Raw genomic sequence first — 20,036 nt, 5'->3', positions numbered from 1 at the left:
CCTACTTGAACCGCAGCCCTGCTCGAGCCGCGGCCCTACTTGAACCGCAGCGCCTTGAGCACCCGCAGCCCGCCGGTCATCACGGCGGCGAACTGCTGGTCGTCCAGCCCGAACGAGGGCGCGATCGGCATCAGCCGCTGGGTGGCGACGGTCTGCGCCTCCGTGAAGCGCAGGATGCCGTCGGCGCCGTGCCGCCGGCCCAGCCCGGAGTCGCCCATGCCGCCCATCGGCGCGGCCACCGAGCCGTACGCGGCCGCATAGGCCTCGTTGACGTTGACCGTCCCGGTGCGCAGCCGGGCCGCGACCGCCCGGCCGCGCCGCAGGTCCCTGGTCCAGACGCTGGAGTTCAGGCCGTACGGCGTGGAGTTGGCGGCGGCCACCGCCTCCTCCTCGGTGTCGAAGCGGTAGACCGAGACGACCGGGCCGAAGGTCTCCTCTCCGCAGACCGCCATCTCCGGGGTCACCCCGTCCAGGACGGTCGGCTCATAGAAGTACGGGCCGAGGTCGGGCCGGGCCCTCCCGCCGGTGAGCACGGTGGCGCCAGCCTTGACCGCCTCCTCCACGTGCCGGGTGGTGGTGTCCAGCTGCCGGGCGGAGACCAGCGAGCCCATGTCGGCGCCGTACGCCAGGCCGCCGCCCAGGCGCAGCGCCCGGGTGCGGGCGACGAAGCGCTCCAGGAACCGGTCGGCCACCGAGCGGTGCACCAGCAGCCGTTCGATCGAGATGCACAGCTGCCCGGCCGAGGAGAAACAGGCCCGTACGGCGCCCGCGGCGGCCGCGTCGACGTCGGCGTCGGAGAGCACCAGCATGGCGTTCTTGCCGCCGAGTTCGAGCGAGGCGCCGACCAGCCGGGCGGCGGCGCGCTGGGCGACCTCGCGGCCGGTGCGGGTGGAGCCGGTGAAGGAGACGTAGTCGGCGTGCTCCACCACGGCGGGGCCGATCACCGGGCCGTCGCCGATCACCACCTGCCACAGGTCGGCCGGCAGCCCGGCCTCGATCAGCAGCTCCCTGGCCCACAGCCCGGTCAGCGCGGTCTGGGTGTCGGGCTTGTTGACCACCGCGTTGCCGGCCACGAAGGCGGGCAGCAGGTCCCCGACGCACAGCTCCAGCGGGTAGTTCCACGGCGAGATGTGGCCGATCACGCCCTTGGGGCGGCGGGCCTCCACGGTGTGGGTGAGCACCGGCAGCGCACCGCCGCGGCGCCGGTCCTTCAGGTAGCCCTGGGCGGAGCGCCCGTAGTGCCGGGCGGCCATGGCGACGGCCAGGACCTCTTCGAAGGCGTGCAGCCGGGCCTTGCCGGTCTCGGCCTGGACGAGGTCCAGCACCTCGTCCTGCCGCTTGAGCAGCAGGTCGTGGAAGCGCAGCAGCACGGCCGCGCGGCGGCGCACCGGCAGCGCGGCCCAGGCGGTCTGGGCGCGGCGGGCCAGCTGGAAGGCGACCTCGACGTCGGCCGGGGTGGACTGCGGCAGGCCGGCCAGCCGCTCACCGGTCAGCGGGGCGACGGTCTCCACCACGCTGGGCTCGGCGGTGGCGGTCACCCCGGTGGCCAGCCGCTCGACCAGGGAGCGGGGGACGGCGGTCGCGACGGTCCGGCCGCCGCCGGGGGCGGTCGGGTTGCCGCCCGCGGGGGCGCCGGGGTGTTCGGGGGCCACTGCATCTGCTGTGAGGTCCGACATACGGCGCAGCCTAGGCCTTCGCCGCCCGGCGCGGTACCCGTCGGTAACAAGAATCTGCCGCAGTCGGGCCAAAGCGGGGCGCTTGCGGCACTCCGTCAGCGGGTCGGCGTGAAACCGTTGAGCACCGTGGTGTAGCGCTGGAAGGCCTCCGTCCAGTCGTTGCCCTTGTCGGGGCTGGACGAGTAGATCGCGTAGGCGGTGCCGTCCTCGTCGATGAACTCGGTCTCGATCGCGTGCCGGCGGCCGCCCTCCTTCGCCGCGTAGCTGAACTCCCAGACGGCCGCCTCGTGACCGTTCACCGCGGTGCTCGCCATCCGGTGCTGCTTGTAGTCCTTGAGCGACTTGGAGACGCTGACCTCCATCTCCCGCATGTGGTCCAGCGGCTTGATCGGCTGGCCGACGGTGACCGCGAACTGGAGGTAGTGCACCTTGCCGTCGGGGCTGTAGAAGATCTGGTTGTTGTCGTCGGTCCCGAGGATGCGCTGCCAGGCCGGGTTCCCGGTCGGCAGCGGGAAGCGGAAACCGGCCGGGTCGTCGACCCAGCGGTAGCCGGCGGGCGCGGGCGCCCCCGGGGTCGCAGTGCCGGTCACCAGTGCGTCGGAGGGCTCGGCCGTGTCCGGCTGCGCGGTCGGGGTGGGGACCGCGGCCGGGGAGCCGGACAGGTGCCGGGTGGCGAAGAAGGTCGCGCCCGCGGCCAGCACACCGACCGCCACCGCGATGGCGACGAGCTTCATCCGGTTGCGGCGTCCGGCCGGACCACGCGCGGGCGCGGCGGAGTACGCGACCGGCTCAACGACGGCGGTGTGCGCCTGCCCAGCGGCGGACACGCCCCCGGCCGGGTACGGAACGACGGGCGGGACGGCACCCCCCACGGCCTTGACGGCGGCGGCCGCGCGCCGGGTGGTCGGATCCTCCGAGCCCTCCACCGGCGGCTCGCCGGACCTCTCCGGTCCCTCGCTGCGGTCCACCACCGGCACCGACTGGGTGGGCGTGCGCACCGGCGTGGCCGAGGGCACCACCGAGGCGAGCCCCATGGTGTGCCCGGCCTGCACCTCTGCCAGCATCCGGGCCGCCTCGTCCGCGGTCGGCCGGTCGGCCGGGTCCTTGGCCATCAGCGCGGCCAGCACCGGCCCGAGCGGCCCGGCCCGGCGCGACTCCGGCAGCGGCTCGTCGACCACCGCGGCCAGCGTGGTGATCGGCGAGTCCCGGCGGAACGGCGACTGTCCCTCGACCGCCGCGTACAGCGTCGCCCCGAGGCCCCACAGGTCGGAGGCCGGCCCCGGCCGCTCGCCCTGGGCGCGCTCGGGCGCCAGGTAGTCCGGCGAGCCGACCAGGTCGCCGGGCCGGGTCAGCTCGGTCGAGCCCTCGTACTTGGCGATGCCGAAGTCCAGCAGCACCACGCGCCCGGTGCCGCGCTCCAGCAGCACGTTGGCCGGCTTGACGTCCCGGTGCAGCACCCCGAGCTGGTGGCCGCGGTGCAGCGCGGCGAGCACCTGGCTGCCGACCTCGGCGGCGGCGCGCGGCGGCAGGGTGCCGTCCTGGCTGATCACGTCGGCCAGCGAGCGGCCGTCGACCAGCTCCATCACGATCCACGGCCGGCCGTCCTGCTCCAGCACGTCGTGCACGGTGATCACACCGGGGTGCTTGATCCTGGCGGCGGCGCTGGCCTCGCGCTTCATCCGCGTGTGCAGGATCTGCAGGTCCTCCTCCGGCAGGTGGTTGACGGTCAGTTCCTTGACCGCGACCTCGCGGTCCAGCATCCGGTCCCAGGCCCGCCAGACCGTGCCCATCCCGCCCCGGCCGAGCCGCTCACCGAGCTCGTACCGCCCGGCCAGCAGCCGCTCCGTCTCGGCCGCCTCCGGCCGGTCCTGCACGCCCATCGGCGACCGCTCCCCCTCTCGATTCCACCTGCCGTCACCGCGGCGGAAAGCCCGCTGCAGACCACTGTTCGAACAGATCCCACGGACACCCTAGGCGCACCTCGCCGAGCCCGGTAATCTCGCCCACCCCCCGGACCTGCGGACCGGCGGATAGCCGGACCGTCAGCCCGCGAACAGCACCACGGCGACGATGCCCAGCACCAGCAGCAGGAACACCCCTCCCACCAGCAGCGGTCCCAGCAGGGCCGGCGGAATCCGGGGGCTCCCGCCACCCCGAGCCGCGCCGGACTCCGGCGCGACCCCGCCCGACCGCCCGCGCCGACGCGGCCGCAGCGGCACCAAGGGCGCCTCCGGCTTCAGCTCCACCTCCCTCGCCACCCGCTCCTCGTCGGCCGGCTCCGGGGCGCTCGCCAGCAGCGCCGCCAACTCGCCCTGCACCGCCCGGGCCGTCGGCCGCAGCGTCGGATCCGGCTGCAGCAGCCGCTCGGCCAACGGTGCCAACGGCCCGCAGACCACCGACGGTTCACGTCGACCTTCCCGGACCGCCGTGACCAGCTCCGGCACCCCGACCTCCGGGAACGGCGGGCGGCCGGCCACCATCCGCTGCACCAGCACCCCGAGCGCCCAGCAGTCCCCCGCCGGGCCGCCGTCCAAGGGCCAGCGCTCGGCCACCGGACCGACCAGCGTGGCCCGCACCTCGTACCGTCGCCGTCCGCCCGGCCCGCCGAGGTCCTCGGCCAACGCCTCCTGCGCCACCCCGTCGAGCAGCCCGCCGAGCATCGCCGCGCCGTCCTCGCAGACCAGCACCGACTCGGCGGCCACATTGCCGTGGGAGAGCCCGGCCTCGTGCAGCGCCCGCAGGGCACCGGCCAGGTCGGCCGCCAACTCGGCCGCCCGGTACGGCGGGAGCGGCCCGGCGGTGAGCAGTTCGGCCAGCGTCCAGCCCGCCGGCCGCTCCTCCACCGTCCACAGCAACTCACCGTCGACGAACGCGCCGACCCCGCGCAGCAGCCGCGGGTGCCAGGCCGGCGCGGCCGAACCGACCGCCGCCACCCGCCGCACCAGCCGGTCCCCGTGCCCGGGGTTGGGCTCCTCCGGGTCCTGACCCGCGGTCAGCAACGCGGGCAGCTCCACGGCGCGCAGCAGCACCGACTCGCCGGTGTGCTCGTCCACCGCGAAGGCTCGCAGCAGTTCGGGACGGTCCGTCAACCGGTACCGACCCGCCATCAACTGGCCGGGGCCGCCTCGCATGCCAGTTCCTCTCATCACCGGACAGCCTACTGAGCGGCTCCTTTACGCTCGCTCCCATGGACTGGACCGATCTGATCGACACCGCCTTCAAGGTGGCGGGCAACAGCAACCAAGCCAACCGCGCCGAGGCCGTCCGCACGGTCGAAGCGGCCGTCGTCGACGGCGAGGAACCGGTCGCCTCCACCGCCGGGCGGCACCCCGACCACTTCCGCAGGGGCGTGCTGGTGCTCACCACCCACCGACTGCTCTTCCTGAAGGACGGAAAGCCACCGGTACCGGTTCCGCTCACGGCCGTCACCGACGCCACCGTGGCCCGCACCAAGTTCAACGGCGAGGTGCTCACCGTCGTCGCACTGACCGGCTCGCACCGCTTCGAGGACGTGATCAAGGCCGAGCCCTTCGCCGAACGGATCCGCGAAACCGCCCAGGCCGCCCGCACCACCCCGCCACCAGCGCCGGCCCCCTCCGGCGACCGACTCGTCGACCAGCTGGAACGCCTGGCCGCCCTGCGGGCATCCGGCGCACTCACCGACGAGGAGTTCAGCCGGGCCAAGCAGCGTCTGATCGGCTGAGCCCTACGGCGCCGGCTGGAAGCTGTCGAACACGACCTCCCGGGCGGAGGCCTGCACGGCCCACTGCGCGTCCGGAACGATCCAGTAGATCGAGTAGCCGTACTTGGCCGGGTTCCCGGTCACGAAGCCCCGGTTGAGCGAGTGCGACTTGGGCGTGCCGTTGGTCCACTCCCAGTCCGCCGCGTTGCTCCACTGCCGGTAGGTGATCGCCGCCAGGTTCAGCCGCTGGTAGTTCGTCACCTGGCCGCGGACGTTGGGCTCCGAGTCCTGCCAGTCGGCGAGGGCACTCGCCCCCGGTGAGGTGGTCCACTCGATCCGCAGCTGGCTGCCGTCGGCCGGGTTCTTGAAGATCCGCCGGTTGGAGTCCGACCCGGCCGGCTGCAACCAGTCCGGCAGCGTGACGGAGAACCCGCTCGGATCCTGGTAGGCGTGGTAACCCGCCGGCACCGCGCCACCCGTGGTCTGCGTCGGAGCCGGCTCGGTCGTCGGCGTCTGGGCCGTCGCGGTCGTCGGCGCCTGGGCCGCCGCAGTCGGCGGCGGCGCGGGGGCCGAGGACTCCGTCGTGGCACTCGGCTCCGCGGGAGCAGGAGCTGACGCCGTCACCGCCGCCGTCGGAGTCTGACTCGGCGTGGCCCCCGTGGTCGCCGCGACCGGCGAGGTCGCACCCGCACTGTGGGTGCTCTGCCCCTTCGCGCCGCCGCTCCCACCACCCACGGCCTGAACCACCGCGACGATCCCGGCGATCAGCAACAGCACCAGCACCACGGTGACCACCGCCAACCGCCGCCGCCCCTTGCGCGGGTCGGCCCCGGCCGCCTGGGTCGCCCCCATCGTCCACTCACTGGTGACCGGCCGGATCGGCTCGGTCGCCGGTGCCGGTGCCGGTGCCGGTGCCGGTGCCGGCGCCGGCACCGGCTCGGCCGCAGACTTCGCGACGGACTCCTCGTCCCGCGCCCGACTGCCCACCCGAACCGTCCCCAGCAGCCCGCCCACCGTCCGCCTGGGAGTGTCCCCAGCCTCCGGCGCGGCCTTCACCGGCGGCTCGGCCTTCTCCGCCCCGCCCTCGTCGCCCTTCCCGCCGGCGACCGGCATCGCGTGCTCGGTGGTCGACTCGGCCTTGGCGGTCGCCTCCGCCACCACCCGCTTCAGCAGCGACCGGGTCTGCGAAGCGTCCAGCCGCTTCGCCGGGTCCTTCTCCAGCAGCCCCTCGATCACCGGCAGCAGCGGCCCGGCGTTCGCCGGGGTGGTCAGCTCCTCGGTCATCACCGCGGTCAGGGTGGCCAGCGCCGAGCCGCGGTCGTACGGCGGCCGACCCTCGACCATCGCGTACAGCGTGCCGCCCAGCGACCACAGGTCGGCCGGCGGCCCGGGCTTCTGCCCGCGCGCCCGCTCCGGGGATATGTACGAGGGAGCGCCCACCAGCATCCCGGTGGAGGTGATCGAGGCGTCGCCCTCCACACTGGCGATCCCGAAGTCGGTGAGCACGACCCGGCCGTCCTCGCCGATCAGCACGTTGGACGGCTTCACGTCCCGGTGCAGGATGCCCAGCGCGTGCGCCGCGGTCAGCACGCCCAGCACGTCCAGCGCGATCTCCGCCGCCCGCGCGGGCGGCAGCGGCCCGTCCTCCCGGACGACGTCGGCCAGCGAGCGGGACTCGACCAGCTCCATCACGATCCACGGCCGGTCGTCCTCGTCGACCACGTCGAAGACCGTCACCGCCGAGTTGTGCCGGATCCGCGCGGTCGCCTTCGCCTCGCGCAGCGTCCGGACGATCAGCCGGTGCTTCTCCTCCTCCTCGACGCTGGCGTTCATCCGCAGTTCCTTGACCGCGACGGTCCGGCCCAGCATCTCGTCCTCGGCGCGCCAGACGGTGCCCATGCCACCGCGTCCGAGCACACCGTTCAGCCGGTAGCGGCCGGCCAGGAGGCGGCCGGTGGAACCCTGCGCCTGGGTCATTCGGAACGTTCCCCCATGTGCTGCTGGCGGTCGTGGTGACGGCGCGTCGGCCCGGGGCCCGAACGCCCAAGCCTCCATCATCCCCTGTCCGGAGGGGCGGCTACCACCCGCCCCCCGGCCCAAGCCGGGACGAACCGGAACGGGTGCGACGCTCTGTGCCCGATCTGTGATCGAAAACTCGCCAAGATCTGCCCGCACCGCTGCTACCGTTCGGCAGCTCATAGTCTTTCCGGGGGGACTCGACGCCCATGACCGCACCCGCACCGGGCGCTGACGGCCCATCGCTCCGACCGCGCACCGCCCAGCACTACTCGGTCGCACCCGTCCTGGACACCCCCGAGGGCTACGTCGCCCCCGGCATGCCCGGGGCCCCGGTCACCGGCTACGACCCCACCGCCCACCGCCGCACCCCCCGCCGCCGCACCGCCCTCGCCCTCCTCCTCGCCCCGCTCGCCGCCCTCCTCGCCGGCCTCGCCTACGGCTGCGCCCCCCTGCGCGCCGCCGACAGCCTCGGCTGGCTGACCATCGCCCAGGCCGGCCTGGTCGCCCTCCCCCTCGGCCTGCTGGGCGGCCGCAACCGCTTACTCCCACCCCTCGGCGCCCTCCTCTCGGCCGGCGCCCTCCTCCTCGGCCAACTGACCCAGCACCTCCGCCTCGTCCACACCGCCACCGCCACCCCCCGCACCCTCCTCCACGCCACCCTCAGCTCCTGGCGCGCCGACCTACGCCCCCTCGACCTCGCCTTCTACGCCATCGCCCTCACCGGCGGCTTCCTCCTCACCCGCCGCACCGCCAACCGCACCTGACCACCCCTGAGCCCCCCCCCGCCGCGCCCCACCCCACCCTCATGGGCGGCCGGGCAACGCCCCGCACGCCCGCACCCACCCCTCCCCCTCCCACCGAACCAGGCGAGAGGGACGCGCTGCGGGAGGGGCGGTGGAGGGGGTGGCTGCGGAAGGGGGCGTTGCGGGTGATTTTCAGACTGCCAACGGCGCCCAGGACCCCACCCTCAGAGTCGGCAGTCGGAAAATCATCCAGCCCCCGGAGCGGCCACCCCCGGAACCGCCCCGGCGCCACCCACCCTCCCGAGAGCCCACCCCCGCGCGACAACCCCAACCCCAACCCCACCCCGACCCCGAAAAGCCCGAAGGCCCCCACCGGCAATCCGGCGAAGGCCTCCGTCCCTGCTTCAGCAACCGCCTCAGCGGTGATCCAGCGCCGGGTTGACCGTCACCTCGACCCGCTGGAACTCCTTCAGCTCCGTGTACCCGGTAGTAGCCATCGCCCGCCGCAGCGCCCCGAACAGGTTCATGGTCCCGTCCGGCGTGTGCGACGGCCCGGTCAGGATCTCCTCGGTGGTGCCGACGGTCCCGAGGTCCATCCGCTTGCCCCGCGGCAGCTCCTCGTGGACGGCCTCCATCCCCCAGTGGAACCCCTTGCCCGGGGCGTCCGTGGCACGGGCCAGCGCAGCGCCGATCATCACGGCGTCGGCGCCGCAGGCAACCGCCTTCGGGATGTCGCCGCTGTACCCGACGCCCCCGTCCGCGATGACGTGCACGTAGCGCCCGCCGGACTCGTCCATGTAGTCGCGCCGCGCCGCCGCCACGTCGGCGACCGCGGTCGCCATCGGCACCTGGATGCCCAGCACGTTGCGGGTGGTGTGGGCGGCGCCACCGCCGAAGCCGACCAGCACGCCGGCCGCGCCGGTCCGCATCAGGTGCAGCGCGGCGGTGTACGTGGCACAGCCGCCGACGATCACCGGAACGTCCAGTTCGTAGATGAACTGCTTGAGGTTGAGCGGCTCGGCGGCGCTGGAGACGTGCTCGGCCGAGACGGTGGTGCCGCGGATGACGAAGACGTCGACCCCGGCGTCCACGACGGCCTTGGAGAACTCGGCGGTGCGCTGCGGCGAGAGCGCGGCGGCGGTGACGACGCCGGAGTCGCGGACCTCCTGGATCCGCTGCTTGATGAGCTCGGCGCGGATCGGCGCGGCGTAGATCTCCTGCAGTCGGCGGGTCGCGGCGGCTGCGTCGGTCATCGAGACGATCTCGTCCAGCAGCGGCTGCGGGTCCTCGTAGCGGGTCCAGAGGCCTTCGAGGTTCAGCACGCCGAGGCCGCCGAGGCGGCCGATGGCGATGGCCTGCTGCGGCGAGACCACGCTGTCCATGGGGGCGGCCAGGAACGGCAGCTCGAAGCGGTAGGCGTCGATCTGCCAGGCGATCGAGACCTCCTTCGGGTCACGCGTACGGCGGCTGGGGACGACGGCGATGTCGTCGAAGGCGTACGCCCGGCGGCCGCGCTTGCCTCGCCCGATCTCGATCTCAGTCACTTCGAGCCCTTCTGGTTTGTTGCTCATGCCCGCCGGGTCACCCCGGCCGCCCCCAGTATCCCGTACCAGCGCTGGTGGCGCCCCGACGGCCCACGCCCCGGACGGGCCGAGGGGCCCGCCACTGCCTTCGCAGCGACGGGCCCCTCAGTGGTTCGGGCCGTTCAGCGGGCCGAGTAGTTCGGCGCCTCGACGGTCATCTGGATGTCGTGCGGGTGGCTCTCCTTGAGGCCGGCCGCGGTGATCCGGACGAAGCGGCCCTTGCTCTCCATCTCGGCGATGGTGCCGGCGCCGACGTAGCCCATGGTCTGGCGCAGGCCGCCGACCAGCTGGTGCAGCACGGCGGACAGCGGGCCGCGGTACTGGACCTGGCCCTCGATGCCCTCGGGGACGAGCTTGTCGTCCGAGGCGACCTCGGCCTGGAAGTAGCGGTCCTTGGAGTAGGAGCGGCCCTGGCCGCGGGACTGCATGGCGCCCAGCGAGCCCATGCCGCGGTAGGACTTGAACTGCTTGCCGTTGATGAACAGCAGCTCGCCCGGGGACTCCTCGCAGCCGGCCAGCAGCGAGCCCAGCATCACGGTGTCGGCACCGGCGGCGAGCGCCTTGCCGATGTCGCCGGAGTACTGCAGGCCGCCGTCGCCGATGACCGGCACGCCGGCCGCCTGGCAGGCCTGGGCGGCCTCGTAGATGGCGGTGATCTGCGGGACGCCGATGCCGGCGACGACGCGGGTGGTGCAGATGGAGCCGGGACCGACGCCGACCTTGACGCCGTCCACGCCGGCGTCGATCAGTGCCTGGGCGCCGTCCCGGGTGGCGACGTTGCCGCCGACCACGTCGACCCGGACGGCCGACTTGATCTTCTCGATCCAGGCCAGCGCGTTGTGGCTGTGACCGTGCGAGGTGTCGACGACCAGGAAGTCCACGCCCGCCTCGACCAGGGCCTGGGCCCGGTCGAAGGCCTCGGCGCTGGCGCCGACGGCGGCGCCGACCAGCAGACGGCCCTCGGCGTCCTTGGCGGCGTTGGGGTACTGCTCGGCCTTGACGAAGTCCTTGACGGTGATCAGGCCCTTGATCCGGCCCTCGTCGTCGACCAGCGGAAGCTTCTCGATCTTGTGGCGGCGCAGCAGCGCCATCGCGTCCTCGCCGGAGATGCCGACCTTGCCGGTGATCAGCGGCATCGGGGTCATGATCTCGCGGACCTGGCGGCTGCGGTCCGACTCGAAGGCCATGTCGCGGTTGGTGACGATGCCGAGCAGCTTGCCGGCCTCGTCGGCGATCGGCACGCCGGAGATGCGGAACTTGGCGCACAGCGCGTCGGCCTCGGCCAGCGTGGTGTCCGGGCCGACCGTGATCGGGTCGGTGACCATGCCGGACTCGGAGCGCTTCACCAGGTCGACCTGGTTGGCCTGGTCCTCGACCGACAGGTTGCGGTGCAGCACGCCGACGCCGCCCTGACGGGCCATCGCGATGGCCATCCGCGCCTCGGTGACCTTGTCCATCGCCGCGGACAGCAGCGGGATGTTGACGCGGACGTTCCGGGAGACCCGGGAGGAGGTGTCGACCTGGTTCGGCAGCACCTCGGAGGCCCCGGGCAGCAGCAGGACGTCATCGAACGTGAGCCCGAGCATGGCGAACTTCTCGGGTACGCCTGCGGCGTTGTAAGACATTTGGGGAGTACCTTCCGTGGCCGGCCTAATCCGCTCGCGCCCAGAGGGAGGGGCGCGTTGATCGCTCACTCGCGCAGACCGCCGAAAGCCGGGCGACTTGGAGGAACCTCCAAAGGAACCCCGCGCGCACCCGCGAAACTTTGGCAACCTGCCCAGGCGCCGATACCCCATGGTACTGGCACCGTGAACGTGCCCTCGTGTGCCCTTGACAACAAGGGCCCCCGCCCCCTCATTCCACCCGGCGGGAGGCCCCCTGGCCTGCGCCTCCGCTCAGGAGGACTCCTCCGCGAGCGCCCGCAGCCGGCTGAGCGCCCGGTGCTGGGCCACCCGGACGGCGCCCGGCGACATCCCGAGCACCTCGCCGGTCTCCTCCGCCGACAGTCCGGCGGCCACCCGCAGCAGCACCAGTTCGCGCTGACGGGCCGGCAGGTTGGAGAGCAGCTCCTTGGCCCAGGCCGCGTCGCTGCTGAGCAGCGCCTGCTCCTCCGGGCCGAGTGCCTCGTCCGGCACCTCCGGCAGGTCGTCCTGCGGCACCACGGTCGAACCGGGCCCGCGCATCGCGGCCCGCTGCAGGTCGGCGATCTTGTGGGCGGCGATGCCGTAGACGAAGGCCTCGAACGGCCGCCCCTGGTCCTTGTACCGGGGCAGCGCGCACAGCACCGCGACGCAGACCTCCTGGGCCACGTCGTCGACGTGGTGCCGGGCACCGCCGGGCAGCCGGACCAGCTTGGCGCGGCAGTACCGCAGCGCGAGCGGGTGGACGTAGGCGAGCAGCGCGTCGATGGCCGGGCCCTCGCCGCGCACGGCGGCCGCGACCAGTTCGCCGACCAGGGGCGAGCCGCCCGTGCCGAGCACCGGCGGGCGGCCCGGACCGGCTTCGGCGCCGGGGGCGTCGGAGTCCGCGTACGACGGATCGTGGCCCGGGTCGGAGGGCTCGGCCTCCCCCGGGTCCGCCTGGCCGGCCGCACCGGCGACATCGTCGCGCATCGGTCCATGGTGCCTGGTCGACCGGGAAAACGCGGCACCGCGTCCGGAGTTGTGCACCGGAACGTTATGCGCTGCGGCGCCGTGCGTCGTGCCGCGCACCACCGGCCCCTCCTGCACCGTGCCGCCTTCCGCCCCGCCGCCGTAGGTGGTCCCGTCCGCCGCGCCGTCCGCCGAGTGTCCTGCGGCTGCGTGGTTCGCCGCAGCGCCTGTCCGCTGGTCCCCGAGGTGCTCCACTCCTCCATGGTGCAACCTCGGGACCGTAACGTCACACGCCTGTGCGGCGCCCGCTCCGGAATTCGACGGCGGCGCGTCGCAGCCGACGGCGCCGCCGGTGGTCAGCGGACCAGGCCCCAGCGGAAACCCAGCGCCACCGCGTGCGCGCGGTCGGAGGCCCCGAGCTTCTTGAACAGCCGTCGGGCGTGGGTCTTCACGGTGTCCTCGGACAGGAACAGCTCGCGTCCGATCTCGGCGTTGCTGCGTCCGTGGCTCATGCCCTCCAGCACCTGGATCTCACGCGCCGTCAGGGTGGGTGCGGCGCCCATGTCGGGGCTGCGCAGCCGGCGCGGGGCGAGCCGCCACGTCGGGTCGGCGAGCGCCTGGGTGACGGTGGCCCGCAGTTCGGCGCGCGAGGCGTCCTTGTGCAGGTACCCGCGGGCACCGGCGGCCACCGCGAGCGCGACGCCGTCGAGGTCCTCGGCGACGGTGAGCATGATGATCCGGGCGCCCGGGTCGGCGGACAGCAGCCGCCGGACCGTCTCGACCCCGCCGAGACCGGGCATCCGGACGTCCATCAGGACGAGATCGGAGCGGTCGGCCACCCAGCGGCGGAGGACCTCCTCCCCGTTCGTCGCGGTGGTGACCCGGTCCACCCCGGGTACGGTCGCGACGGCGCGGCGAAGCGCCTCGCGGGCGAGCGGGGAATCGTCGCAAACGAGAACGGAAGTCATGACCGTCGTCCTCCGCAGCTGATCCGCGTCACGTTGAGCCTCCTGGCTGGTACGAACCTCTCCGACACGGCCGATCGGCGACGGACTTCGTACTGATCGCCCCGACTTGCCCGCGATCGTTCCCGACGTCCGGCGCCCGCTAACCGCCTCCGCACTTCCAACGACCGTCACTCGAATGAGTTACGGCCTTCAGGGCATCTCCACCACTGTACGTGGCCAACCCGTTACCGATCAGCCGCATCGCGGTGCACACGCCGCACTTTTGCGCAGCTCGCGCGCGGTCGGCGTACGACCCGCACACCGGTGCGGCCCGTCGCGCGCCCCTCGGCCACCCGATTGCCACGTCCGGGCCCAACGAAAACCCTTGCCCACTTTGCCCGTTTTTATAGCTTTCCTATGGTCATTGACTGTTGTGCCCGCGTGTGGGTGACTTGTCCATGGAGTTGCCTTAAGTCATATTTCCAGGTGTCCACACCAGCGCGGGACGCCCCGCCGGGCACCGTTCGGCAGCAGCCCGCCGAAAAGCCCGGCCGTCGCCGACCGCCTCTGAAGGGAATGAGCCATGGCAGATTTCTCCCGTCTCCCCGGTCCCAACGCGGACCTCTGGGACTGGCAGCTCTCGGCAGCCTGCCGCGGCGTGGACAGCTCGCTCTTCTTCCACCCCGAGGGCGAGCGCGGGGCGGCACGCAGTTCGCGCGAGGCCAGCGCCAAGGAGGTGTGCATGCGCTGTCCGGTGATCGCGGAGTGCGCCGCGCACGCCCTGGCGGTCCGTGAGCCGTACGGGGTCTGGGGCGGGATGACGGAGGACGAGCGCGAGGAGATGCTGGGCCGCTCGCGGCACCGCCTGGTGGAGGTCCCACTGGCCCCGCCGACGGTCGCGCACCGCTAGACCCGCACCCGCGGTGCGCCGTGGAGAAACGTTTCTTCGCGGCGCCTCAGGCTGCCGAGACCCCCTTTCGGGGGCGCGGGGCCGCCGTCACCGATCGTCAGCGGTGGGCCGCAGCGCCCGCCAGCCGTTCCTGCATCAGCGCGACGGCCGGGACCTCGGCCAGGTCCGGCAGGGTCAGCGCCACCACCTGGCGCACCGCCGGCACCCCGGAGGCCGTCCGCACCGGCACAGTCGACACACCGTCAGGACGCACCGACTGCAGGGCCAGTCGGGGCAGCACCGCCACCCCGAGCCCGGCCGCCACCAGGCCGACCACCGCCGGGTAGTCGTCGGTCGCGAAGTCGATCCGGGGCTCGAAGCCCGCCCCCGCGCACAGCTCCACCAGGTGCCCCCGGCACTGGGGGCAGCCGGCGATCCACTGCTCCCCCGCCAGTTCGGCCAGCCCCACCGGCCCGCCCCGCCCGGCCAGCGGGTGACCGGCGGGCAGCAGGCCCACCAGCGGGTCGTCCAGCAGCGGGGTGACCACCAGGTCGGACCAGTCGGTGCCGGCCGACAGCTGCTGCGCCTCCAGGTTCGCCTCGGCCCGCGCCTCCCGCGGCGAGCCGTGCGCGGCGGCCGGCGACGCGGTGGCGCCGTCGGACTGCGGGTAGCGGAAGGCCAGGGCGATCTCGCACTCGCCGCCGCGCAGCATCGCCAGCGACTCCGGCGGCTCGGCCTCGACCAGCGACACGCGCACCCCCGGATGGCTGTCCCGCAGGCGGGCGACCGCGGGCGGCACCAGGGTGGAACTCGCGGTCGGGAAGGAGACCAGCCGCACCCGCCCGGCCCGCAGCCCGGCTATCGCGGCGACCTCCTCCTCGGCGGCGGAGAGCCCGGCCAGGATTCCGGTGGCATGCTTGAGCAGGACCCGCCCGGCCTCGCTGAGCTGCATCCCGCGGCCCGAGCGGACCACCAACGGGGTGTCCACGGACTTCTCCAGGGCCTTCATCTGCTGGCTGATGGCAGGCTGGGTGCACCCCAGCTCGCGGGCGGCGGCGGAGAAGGAGCCGGTGCGGGCGACGGCACGCAGGACGCGCAGATGGCGGGCCTCGATCATGCCTCAGTTATAAGGCAATCTTTGCATTCTGCAAAATTCTACTGATAGTTGAACCCTCAAGCGGGTCCGGCAGGAACAACCGGAGGCCCGGTCCGCCCCTCGGGAGGAGCGGACCGGGCCTCCGGTCAGGCGTACGGCGTCAGTGCGAGTGGCCGTGGCCGCCGTGCGAGTGACCGGCCTCGGCCTCCTCCTCCTTCTTCTCCACCACGAGGGTCTCGGTGGTGAGGAGCAGGGAGGCGATCGAGGCGGCGTTCTCCAGGGCGGAACGGGTGACCTTGACCGGGTCGATGACGCCGGCCTTCACCAGGTCGCCGTACTCGCCGGTGGCGGCGTTGTAGCCCTGGCCGGTCTCCAGCTCGGAGACCTTGGAGGTGATGACGTAGCCCTCCAGGCCGGCGTTCTGGGCGATCCAGCGCAGCGGCTCGTGCAGCGCCTTGCGGACCACGGCGACACCGGTGGCCTCGTCACCCGACAGGCCCAGGCCGTCGTTCAGCACCTTGGCGGCGTGGACCAGGGAGGCGCCACCACCGGCGACGATGCCCTCCTCGACCGCGGCGCGGGTCGCCGAGATGGCGTCCTCCAGGCGGTGCTTGCGCTCCTTCAGCTCCACCTCGGTGGCGGCGCCGACCTTGATGACGCAGACGCCGCCGGCCAGCTTGGCCAGGCGCTCCTGCAGCTTCTCGCGGTCCCAGTCGGAGTCGGTCGCGGCGATCTCGCCCTTGATCTGGGCGACGCGGCCGGCCACGGCCTCGGAGTCACCGGCACCGTCGACGATGGTGGTGTCGTCCTTGGTGATGGTCACGCGGCGGGCGGTGCCCAGCACGTCCAGACCGGCCTGGTCGAGCTTGAGGCCGACCTCCTCGGAGATGACCGTGCCGCCGGTCAGGACGGCCAGGTCGCCGAGGATCGCCTTGCGGCGGTCGCCGAAGCCCGGGGCCTTGACGGCGACGGCGTTGAAGGTGCCGCGGATCTTGTTCACGACCAGGGTCGACAGCGCCTCGCCGTCGACGTCCTCGGCGATGATCAGCAGCGGCTTCGAGGCACCGCTCTGCAGGATCTTCTCCAGCAGCGGCAGGAGCTCCTGGATGGAGGAGATCTTGCCCTGGTTGATCAGGATGTACGGGTCCTCCAGGACCGCCTCCTGACGCTCCGCGTCGGTGACGAAGTACGGCGACAGGTAGCCCTTGTCGAACTGCATGCCCTCGGTGAAGTCCAGCTCCACGCCGAAGGTGTTCGACTCCTCGACGGTGATGACACCGTCCTTGCCGACCTTGTCGATCGCCTCGGCGATCAGCTCGCCGACCTGGGCGTCCTGTGCGGAGAGGGACGCGACGGCGGCGACGTCGTCCTTGCCCTCGATCTCGCGGGCGACGGACAGCAGGTGCTCGGAGACGGCGGCGACGGCCTTGTCGATGCCCTTCTTCAGGGCGGCCGGGCCGGCACCGGCGGCGACGTTGCGCAGACCCTCGTTGACCAGGGCCTGGGCCAGCACGGTGGCGGTGGTGGTGCCGTCACCCGCGACGTCGTTGGTCTTGGTGGCGACCTCCTTGACGAGCTGCGCGCCAAGGTTCTCGTACGGGTCGTCCAGCTCGACCTCACGGGCGATGGTGACACCGTCGTTGGTGATGGTCGGGGCGCCGAACTTCTTGTCGATGACGACGTTGCGGCCCTTGGGGCCGATGGTCACCTTGACGGTGTCGGCCAGCTTGTTGACACCGCGCTCCAGCGAGCGGCGGGCGTCCTCGTCGAACTGCAGGATCTTCGCCATGTTCCCTATTCCCTCGGGGCTGCGGCCGGCCCACCGGCCGCCGAACTACGTGAACCAACAACCACGCCCCGGCCCCTGTCACTTGGGACACGGATCCGGGGCGGGTCGGAACGACTTACTTCTCGGTGCTGTTACTTCTCGATGATGGCGAGAACGTCACGGGCCGAGAGGACGAGGTACTCCTCGCCCTGGTACTTCACCTCGGTGCCGCCGTACTTCGAGTACAGGACGATGTCACCGACGGCGACGTCGAGCGGCAGACGCTGGCCGTCCTCGAAGCGGCCCGGGCCGACGGCCAGGACGACGCCCTCCTGGGGCTTCTCCTTGGCGGTGTCCGGGATAACCAGGCCGGAGGCCGTGGTGGTCTCGGCGTCGAGCGGCTGGACCACGATGCGGTCCTCGAGCGGCTTGATGGCAACCTTGCTGCTGGTGGTCACGTCCGAGCTCCCCTTCGGAGATTACGGGGTTTTCTAACGGGTAGGGGCGAACCTGCGAGCCTGCCGTCGCGGGGGTCAGACACACGTCTTCGCGTTAGCACTCCCCCACTGGGGAGTGCCAAGGACGACCATAGGCCGCGGTTAGCACTCAGTCAACCAGAGTGCCAACGGCGCGCCCGGCGGACTCGGGTGGCCGATGGGTGGTCGCACTCGTGTGCGAGTCCGGGCCCCCGGCCGGACTCCTGACACGGCATCGATTCCGACGCGCGTCGGCCCGTCCCGGCTCAAGGACGTTTCCCTCGCCCTGCCCGCGCCGCTCCTGCTCGGCGTCGTGCTCCCGTTCGTCCCAGCGGTCCTCTCCTCGGGCGTCCCGTCGCGGTGACCGACCGCCTCCCCCTCGTCCGACCGGTCAGAATGACCGTGTGGACACCGAGAACCTCCAGCCCCTGCTGACCCCCCGTGGTCAGGCCCTGCTCGCCGAGCTGCGCGAGTTCGCACCCGAGGAGGAGCTGGCGCTGGCCACCCGGCTGCGGCGGGAGCACCCGGCGGAGCTGGTGTCGGCGGCGTTCGGCCAGGCGCGGCTGCGGCAGCGGGCGCGGGCGAAGTTCGGGGCGGACGCCGACCTGATGTACTTCACGCCCAACGGGGTCGAACAGTCCACCCGGCGCAGCGTGGCCGAGTGGCGGGCGCACCGCTTCGCCGGGCTGGGCGTACGGCGGCTGGCGGACCTGTGCTGCGGCATCGGCGGGGACGTGCTGGCGCTGGCCCGGGCCGGGATCGAGGTGCTGGCCGTCGACAAGGATCCGGCGGCCTGCGCCGCCACCGCGGCCAACGCCGCCGCACTGGGCCTGGCCGAGCTGGTCGAGGTGGTCTGCGCGGACGTCGCCGAGGTGGACGTGACCGGCTACGACGCGGTGTTCACCGACCCGGCCCGGCGCACCTCGCGCGGCCGGGTGTTCGACCCGGAGGCGTACGCGCCGCCGCTCTCCTGGGCGATCGAGGCCGGGCGGCGGACCCCGATCGGCGCACTGAAGGTCGCTCCGGGCATCCCGCACGAGGCCGTCCCGGCGGACGCCGAGGCCGAGTGGGTCTCCGACCACGGGGACGTCAAGGAGGCGGTGCTCTGGTTCGGCACGGGGGCGGACCGCCCGCACCGCGCCACCCTGCTGCCGCAGGCCGCCAGCCTGACCGGCGGCGACCTGCCCGACCCGCCGGCCGGCCCGGTCGGACAGTACCTGTACGAGCCGGACGGCGCGGTGATCCGGGCGCACCTGGTGGCCGAGGTGGCCGAGCAGGTCGGCGGCCGCCTGATCGACCCGAAGATCGCCTACCTGACCTCCGACCGACTGGTCGCCACCCCGTACGCACACGCCTTCGAGCTCACCGACGTGCTGCCGTACAACGTCAAGAAGCTGAAGGCGCTGCTGCGCGAGCGCGGGGTCGGCACGGTGGTGATCAAGAAGCGCGGGATGGCGATCACCCCGGAGGAGCTGCGCCGTCAGCTCAAGCCCTCCGGGCCGAACACCGTCACGGTGATCCTCAGCCGCACCGACAACGGGCCGCTGATGATGCTGGGACAGCCGGCGCGGACGCCTCAGGAGGCCGGCGGCTGGATGTAGTCGTCCAGCCGGGCCACCGAGAAGCCCTGCTCCTGGATCCGGGCGAGCAGGTCCGCGAACATCTGGGTCATCGTGGCGCCCTTGAGCTCCTTGGGGCCGCGGAAGTGCGCCAGGATGATGTCGCCGGGCTTCAGCTTCTTGTCGCCCGCCTGGTACTGCATGTCGTGGATCTGCATCGACTCGCGCCAGAGCACGATCGCGCGCGGGCCGCACTGCTGCACCGAGTTGTTGAGCGTCGGGGTGTTGGCGCCGTCGCCGAACGGCGGGCGGAACAGCAGCGGGGCGGTGCCGTACTGCTGGGTCAGGGCGGCCTGGTCCTCGCAGACCTCGGACTTCTGCTTCTCCGGCGAGAGCTTGCTCATCACCGGGTGGGTGACGGTGTGGTTCTGGATGCGGTTGCCCAGTGCCTGGAGCGGCTTGAAGTAGCCGTAGTCGTTCTTGACGATGTCCTTGGTCAGGAACATCGTGATCGGCACCTTGAGGTCGGTCAGCATCTCGACGAACTTCGGGTCCTTCTCGGCGCCGTCGTCGATGGTGATGAAGACGACCTTGTCGGTGGTCTTCACGTCGCTGAACACCGGTACGGTGCCGCTGCGTTCGAGCTTGATGGGCTTGTCGGCGGGCGGCGCGGGGGCCGGGGTGAGCGGCTTGAGGTTCCACTTCGCCCAGGCCGCGGCGTCGCCCTCGGCCGGGGCCGCGCCCGGCGCGGTGGCCGCGGCGGCCGGCGTGCCGCCACCGCCGGACGGCTGGGGCGCCGCCGACGCGGCCTTCGTCCCGGCCGGTGCGGCGGTGCCGCCCCCGTTGTCTCCGCACGCGGTGGCGAAGGCCAGCAGCGCCAGCGCCCCCGCCGCGTAAGCCCTGGTCCTGCTCCGCCCGTCCCTGTTCACCGCACCGCGCTCCCGGTCCCGTCCAGCTTTCTCTCAGCTATGCACGGTAGCGGCCGCCACGGCGGTTCCCGACGACGG

16 protein-coding genes are annotated in these 20,036 nt (G+C 72.8%); 4 read left to right on the top strand and 12 right to left on the bottom strand.

The genetic code is table 11. The features are described from left to right. Positions 1-35: 35 nt before the first annotated feature. From BOQ63_RS26930 to BOQ63_RS26920, 3 genes are all read right to left on the bottom strand, one after another. Complete coding sequence (locus BOQ63_RS26930; RefSeq protein WP_150476128.1) at positions 36-1,676, bottom strand: succinic semialdehyde dehydrogenase; 1,641 nt, start codon at positions 1,674-1,676, stop codon at positions 36-38. A 95-nt stretch (positions 1,677-1,771) separates the two neighbouring features. Further along, the gene (locus BOQ63_RS26925; protein WP_046385624.1) at positions 1,772-3,556 is read right to left on the bottom strand and encodes a serine/threonine-protein kinase; all 1,785 of its coding nucleotides are present in this window, start codon (positions 3,554-3,556) and stop codon (positions 1,772-1,774) included. A 162-nt stretch (positions 3,557-3,718) separates the two neighbouring features. Continuing rightward, positions 3,719-4,807, bottom strand: coding sequence for a protein kinase domain-containing protein (locus BOQ63_RS26920; RefSeq protein ID WP_030280871.1), 1,089 nt, complete (start codon positions 4,805-4,807; stop codon positions 3,719-3,721). A 56-nt stretch (positions 4,808-4,863) separates the two neighbouring features. Between BOQ63_RS26920 and BOQ63_RS26915 the strand changes: the two genes are divergently transcribed. Next, entirely contained in the window at positions 4,864-5,379 is a 516-nt protein-coding gene (locus BOQ63_RS26915) for an SHOCT domain-containing protein (protein WP_072655091.1), read from the top strand. Positions 5,380-5,382: 3 nt separating this feature from the next. Here BOQ63_RS26915 and BOQ63_RS26910 read toward each other — a convergent pair whose 3' ends face one another. Continuing rightward, positions 5,383-7,335, bottom strand: a complete 1,953-nt coding sequence (locus tag BOQ63_RS26910) for a serine/threonine-protein kinase (protein WP_072655090.1) — start codon at positions 7,333-7,335, stop codon at positions 5,383-5,385. Between the two features lie 248 nt (positions 7,336-7,583). Here BOQ63_RS26910 and BOQ63_RS26905 point away from each other — a divergent pair, with 248 nt between their 5' ends. Further along, a complete protein-coding gene (locus BOQ63_RS26905; protein ID WP_050366733.1) occupies positions 7,584-8,141 on the top strand; it encodes a hypothetical protein in 558 nt (185 codons plus the stop codon). Positions 8,142-8,536: 395 nt separating this feature from the next. Here the strand turns inward: BOQ63_RS26905 and BOQ63_RS26900 are convergent, their stop codons facing one another. The 4 genes from BOQ63_RS26900 to BOQ63_RS26885 all read right to left on the bottom strand — a co-directional run bounded on the left by BOQ63_RS26900 (position 8,537) and on the right by BOQ63_RS26885 (position 13,262). Beyond that, positions 8,537-9,664 (bottom strand): GuaB3 family IMP dehydrogenase-related protein, encoded by a 1,128-nt coding sequence (locus BOQ63_RS26900; protein ID WP_030280859.1) that lies wholly within the window; start codon positions 9,662-9,664, stop codon positions 8,537-8,539. Positions 9,665-9,825: 161 nt separating this feature from the next. Beyond that, a complete protein-coding gene (gene guaB, locus BOQ63_RS26895; protein ID WP_030280857.1) occupies positions 9,826-11,328 on the bottom strand; it encodes an IMP dehydrogenase in 1,503 nt (500 codons plus the stop codon). A gap of 270 nt (positions 11,329-11,598) precedes the next feature. Further along, a complete protein-coding gene (gene shbA / locus BOQ63_RS26890; protein WP_072655088.1) occupies positions 11,599-12,315 on the bottom strand; it encodes an RNA polymerase sigma factor ShbA in 717 nt (238 codons plus the stop codon). Positions 12,316-12,650: 335 nt separating this feature from the next. Next, entirely contained in the window at positions 12,651-13,262 is a 612-nt protein-coding gene (locus tag BOQ63_RS26885) for a response regulator transcription factor (protein ID WP_014136228.1), read from the bottom strand. A 562-nt stretch (positions 13,263-13,824) separates the two neighbouring features. Between BOQ63_RS26885 and BOQ63_RS26880 the strand changes: the two genes are divergently transcribed. Then, positions 13,825-14,151: a WhiB family transcriptional regulator gene (locus BOQ63_RS26880; protein WP_030280853.1), complete on the top strand. Its 327-nt coding sequence runs from the start codon at positions 13,825-13,827 to the stop codon at positions 14,149-14,151. 97 nt (positions 14,152-14,248) lie between these two features. Here the strand turns inward: BOQ63_RS26880 and BOQ63_RS26875 are convergent, their stop codons facing one another. The 3 genes from BOQ63_RS26875 to groES form a co-directional block, all read right to left on the bottom strand. Then, positions 14,249-15,247 (bottom strand): LysR family transcriptional regulator, encoded by a 999-nt coding sequence (locus tag BOQ63_RS26875; protein ID WP_030280851.1) that lies wholly within the window; start codon positions 15,245-15,247, stop codon positions 14,249-14,251. Between the two features lie 139 nt (positions 15,248-15,386). Beyond that, complete coding sequence (gene groL, locus BOQ63_RS26870; RefSeq protein WP_030280849.1) at positions 15,387-17,015, bottom strand: chaperonin GroEL; 1,629 nt, start codon at positions 17,013-17,015, stop codon at positions 15,387-15,389. Between the two features lie 131 nt (positions 17,016-17,146). Then, a complete protein-coding gene (gene groES, locus BOQ63_RS26865) occupies positions 17,147-17,452 on the bottom strand; it encodes a co-chaperone GroES (protein ID WP_014136232.1) in 306 nt (101 codons plus the stop codon). 422 nt (positions 17,453-17,874) lie between these two features. On the opposite strand from groES, the gene BOQ63_RS26860 reads away from it, so the two are divergent. Then, the gene (locus BOQ63_RS26860) at positions 17,875-19,071 is read left to right on the top strand and encodes a THUMP-like domain-containing protein (protein WP_030553935.1); all 1,197 of its coding nucleotides are present in this window, start codon (positions 17,875-17,877) and stop codon (positions 19,069-19,071) included. On the opposite strand, the gene BOQ63_RS26855 is transcribed toward BOQ63_RS26860, so the two are convergent. Continuing rightward, on the bottom strand, positions 19,047-19,958 hold the full coding sequence (locus BOQ63_RS26855; protein ID WP_150476126.1) for a polysaccharide deacetylase family protein: 912 nt from the start codon (positions 19,956-19,958) through the stop codon (positions 19,047-19,049). The genes BOQ63_RS26860 and BOQ63_RS26855 overlap by 25 nt on opposite strands. Positions 19,959-20,036: the final 78 nt, after the last annotated feature.

Source organism: Streptomyces viridifaciens (assembly GCF_001888885.2).
Classification (GTDB): Bacteria; Actinomycetota; Actinomycetes; order Streptomycetales; family Streptomycetaceae; genus Kitasatospora; species Kitasatospora aureofaciens.
This window is presented reverse-complemented; position numbering and strand designations above follow the sequence as displayed.

Bases quoted from the DNA above. Each gene is read 5' to 3' on its own strand.
- BOQ63_RS26920 (WP_030280871.1), bottom strand. From the start codon at position 4,807: ATGCGAGGCGGCCCCGGCCAGTTGATGGCGGGTCGGTACCGGTTGACG.
- guaB (WP_030280857.1), bottom strand. From the start codon at position 11,328: ATGTCTTACAACGCCGCAGGCGTACCCGAGAAGTTCGCCATGCTCGGG.
- groL (WP_030280849.1), bottom strand. From the start codon at position 17,015: ATGGCGAAGATCCTGCAGTTCGACGAGGACGCCCGCCGCTCGCTGGAG.
- BOQ63_RS26910 (WP_072655090.1), bottom strand. From the start codon at position 7,335: ATGACCCAGGCGCAGGGTTCCACCGGCCGCCTCCTGGCCGGCCGCTAC.
- BOQ63_RS26925 (WP_046385624.1), bottom strand. From the start codon at position 3,556: ATGGGCGTGCAGGACCGGCCGGAGGCGGCCGAGACGGAGCGGCTGCTG.
- BOQ63_RS26915 (WP_072655091.1), top strand. From the start codon at position 4,864: ATGGACTGGACCGATCTGATCGACACCGCCTTCAAGGTGGCGGGCAAC.
- BOQ63_RS26885 (WP_014136228.1), bottom strand. From the start codon at position 13,262: ATGACTTCCGTTCTCGTTTGCGACGATTCCCCGCTCGCCCGCGAGGCG.
- BOQ63_RS26930 (WP_150476128.1), bottom strand. From the start codon at position 1,676: ATGTCGGACCTCACAGCAGATGCAGTGGCCCCCGAACACCCCGGCGCC.
- BOQ63_RS26875 (WP_030280851.1), bottom strand. From the start codon at position 15,247: ATGATCGAGGCCCGCCATCTGCGCGTCCTGCGTGCCGTCGCCCGCACC.
- shbA (WP_072655088.1), bottom strand. From the start codon at position 12,315: ATGCGCGACGATGTCGCCGGTGCGGCCGGCCAGGCGGACCCGGGGGAG.
- BOQ63_RS26880 (WP_030280853.1), top strand. From the start codon at position 13,825: ATGGCAGATTTCTCCCGTCTCCCCGGTCCCAACGCGGACCTCTGGGAC.
- BOQ63_RS26905 (WP_050366733.1), top strand. From the start codon at position 7,584: ATGACCGCACCCGCACCGGGCGCTGACGGCCCATCGCTCCGACCGCGC.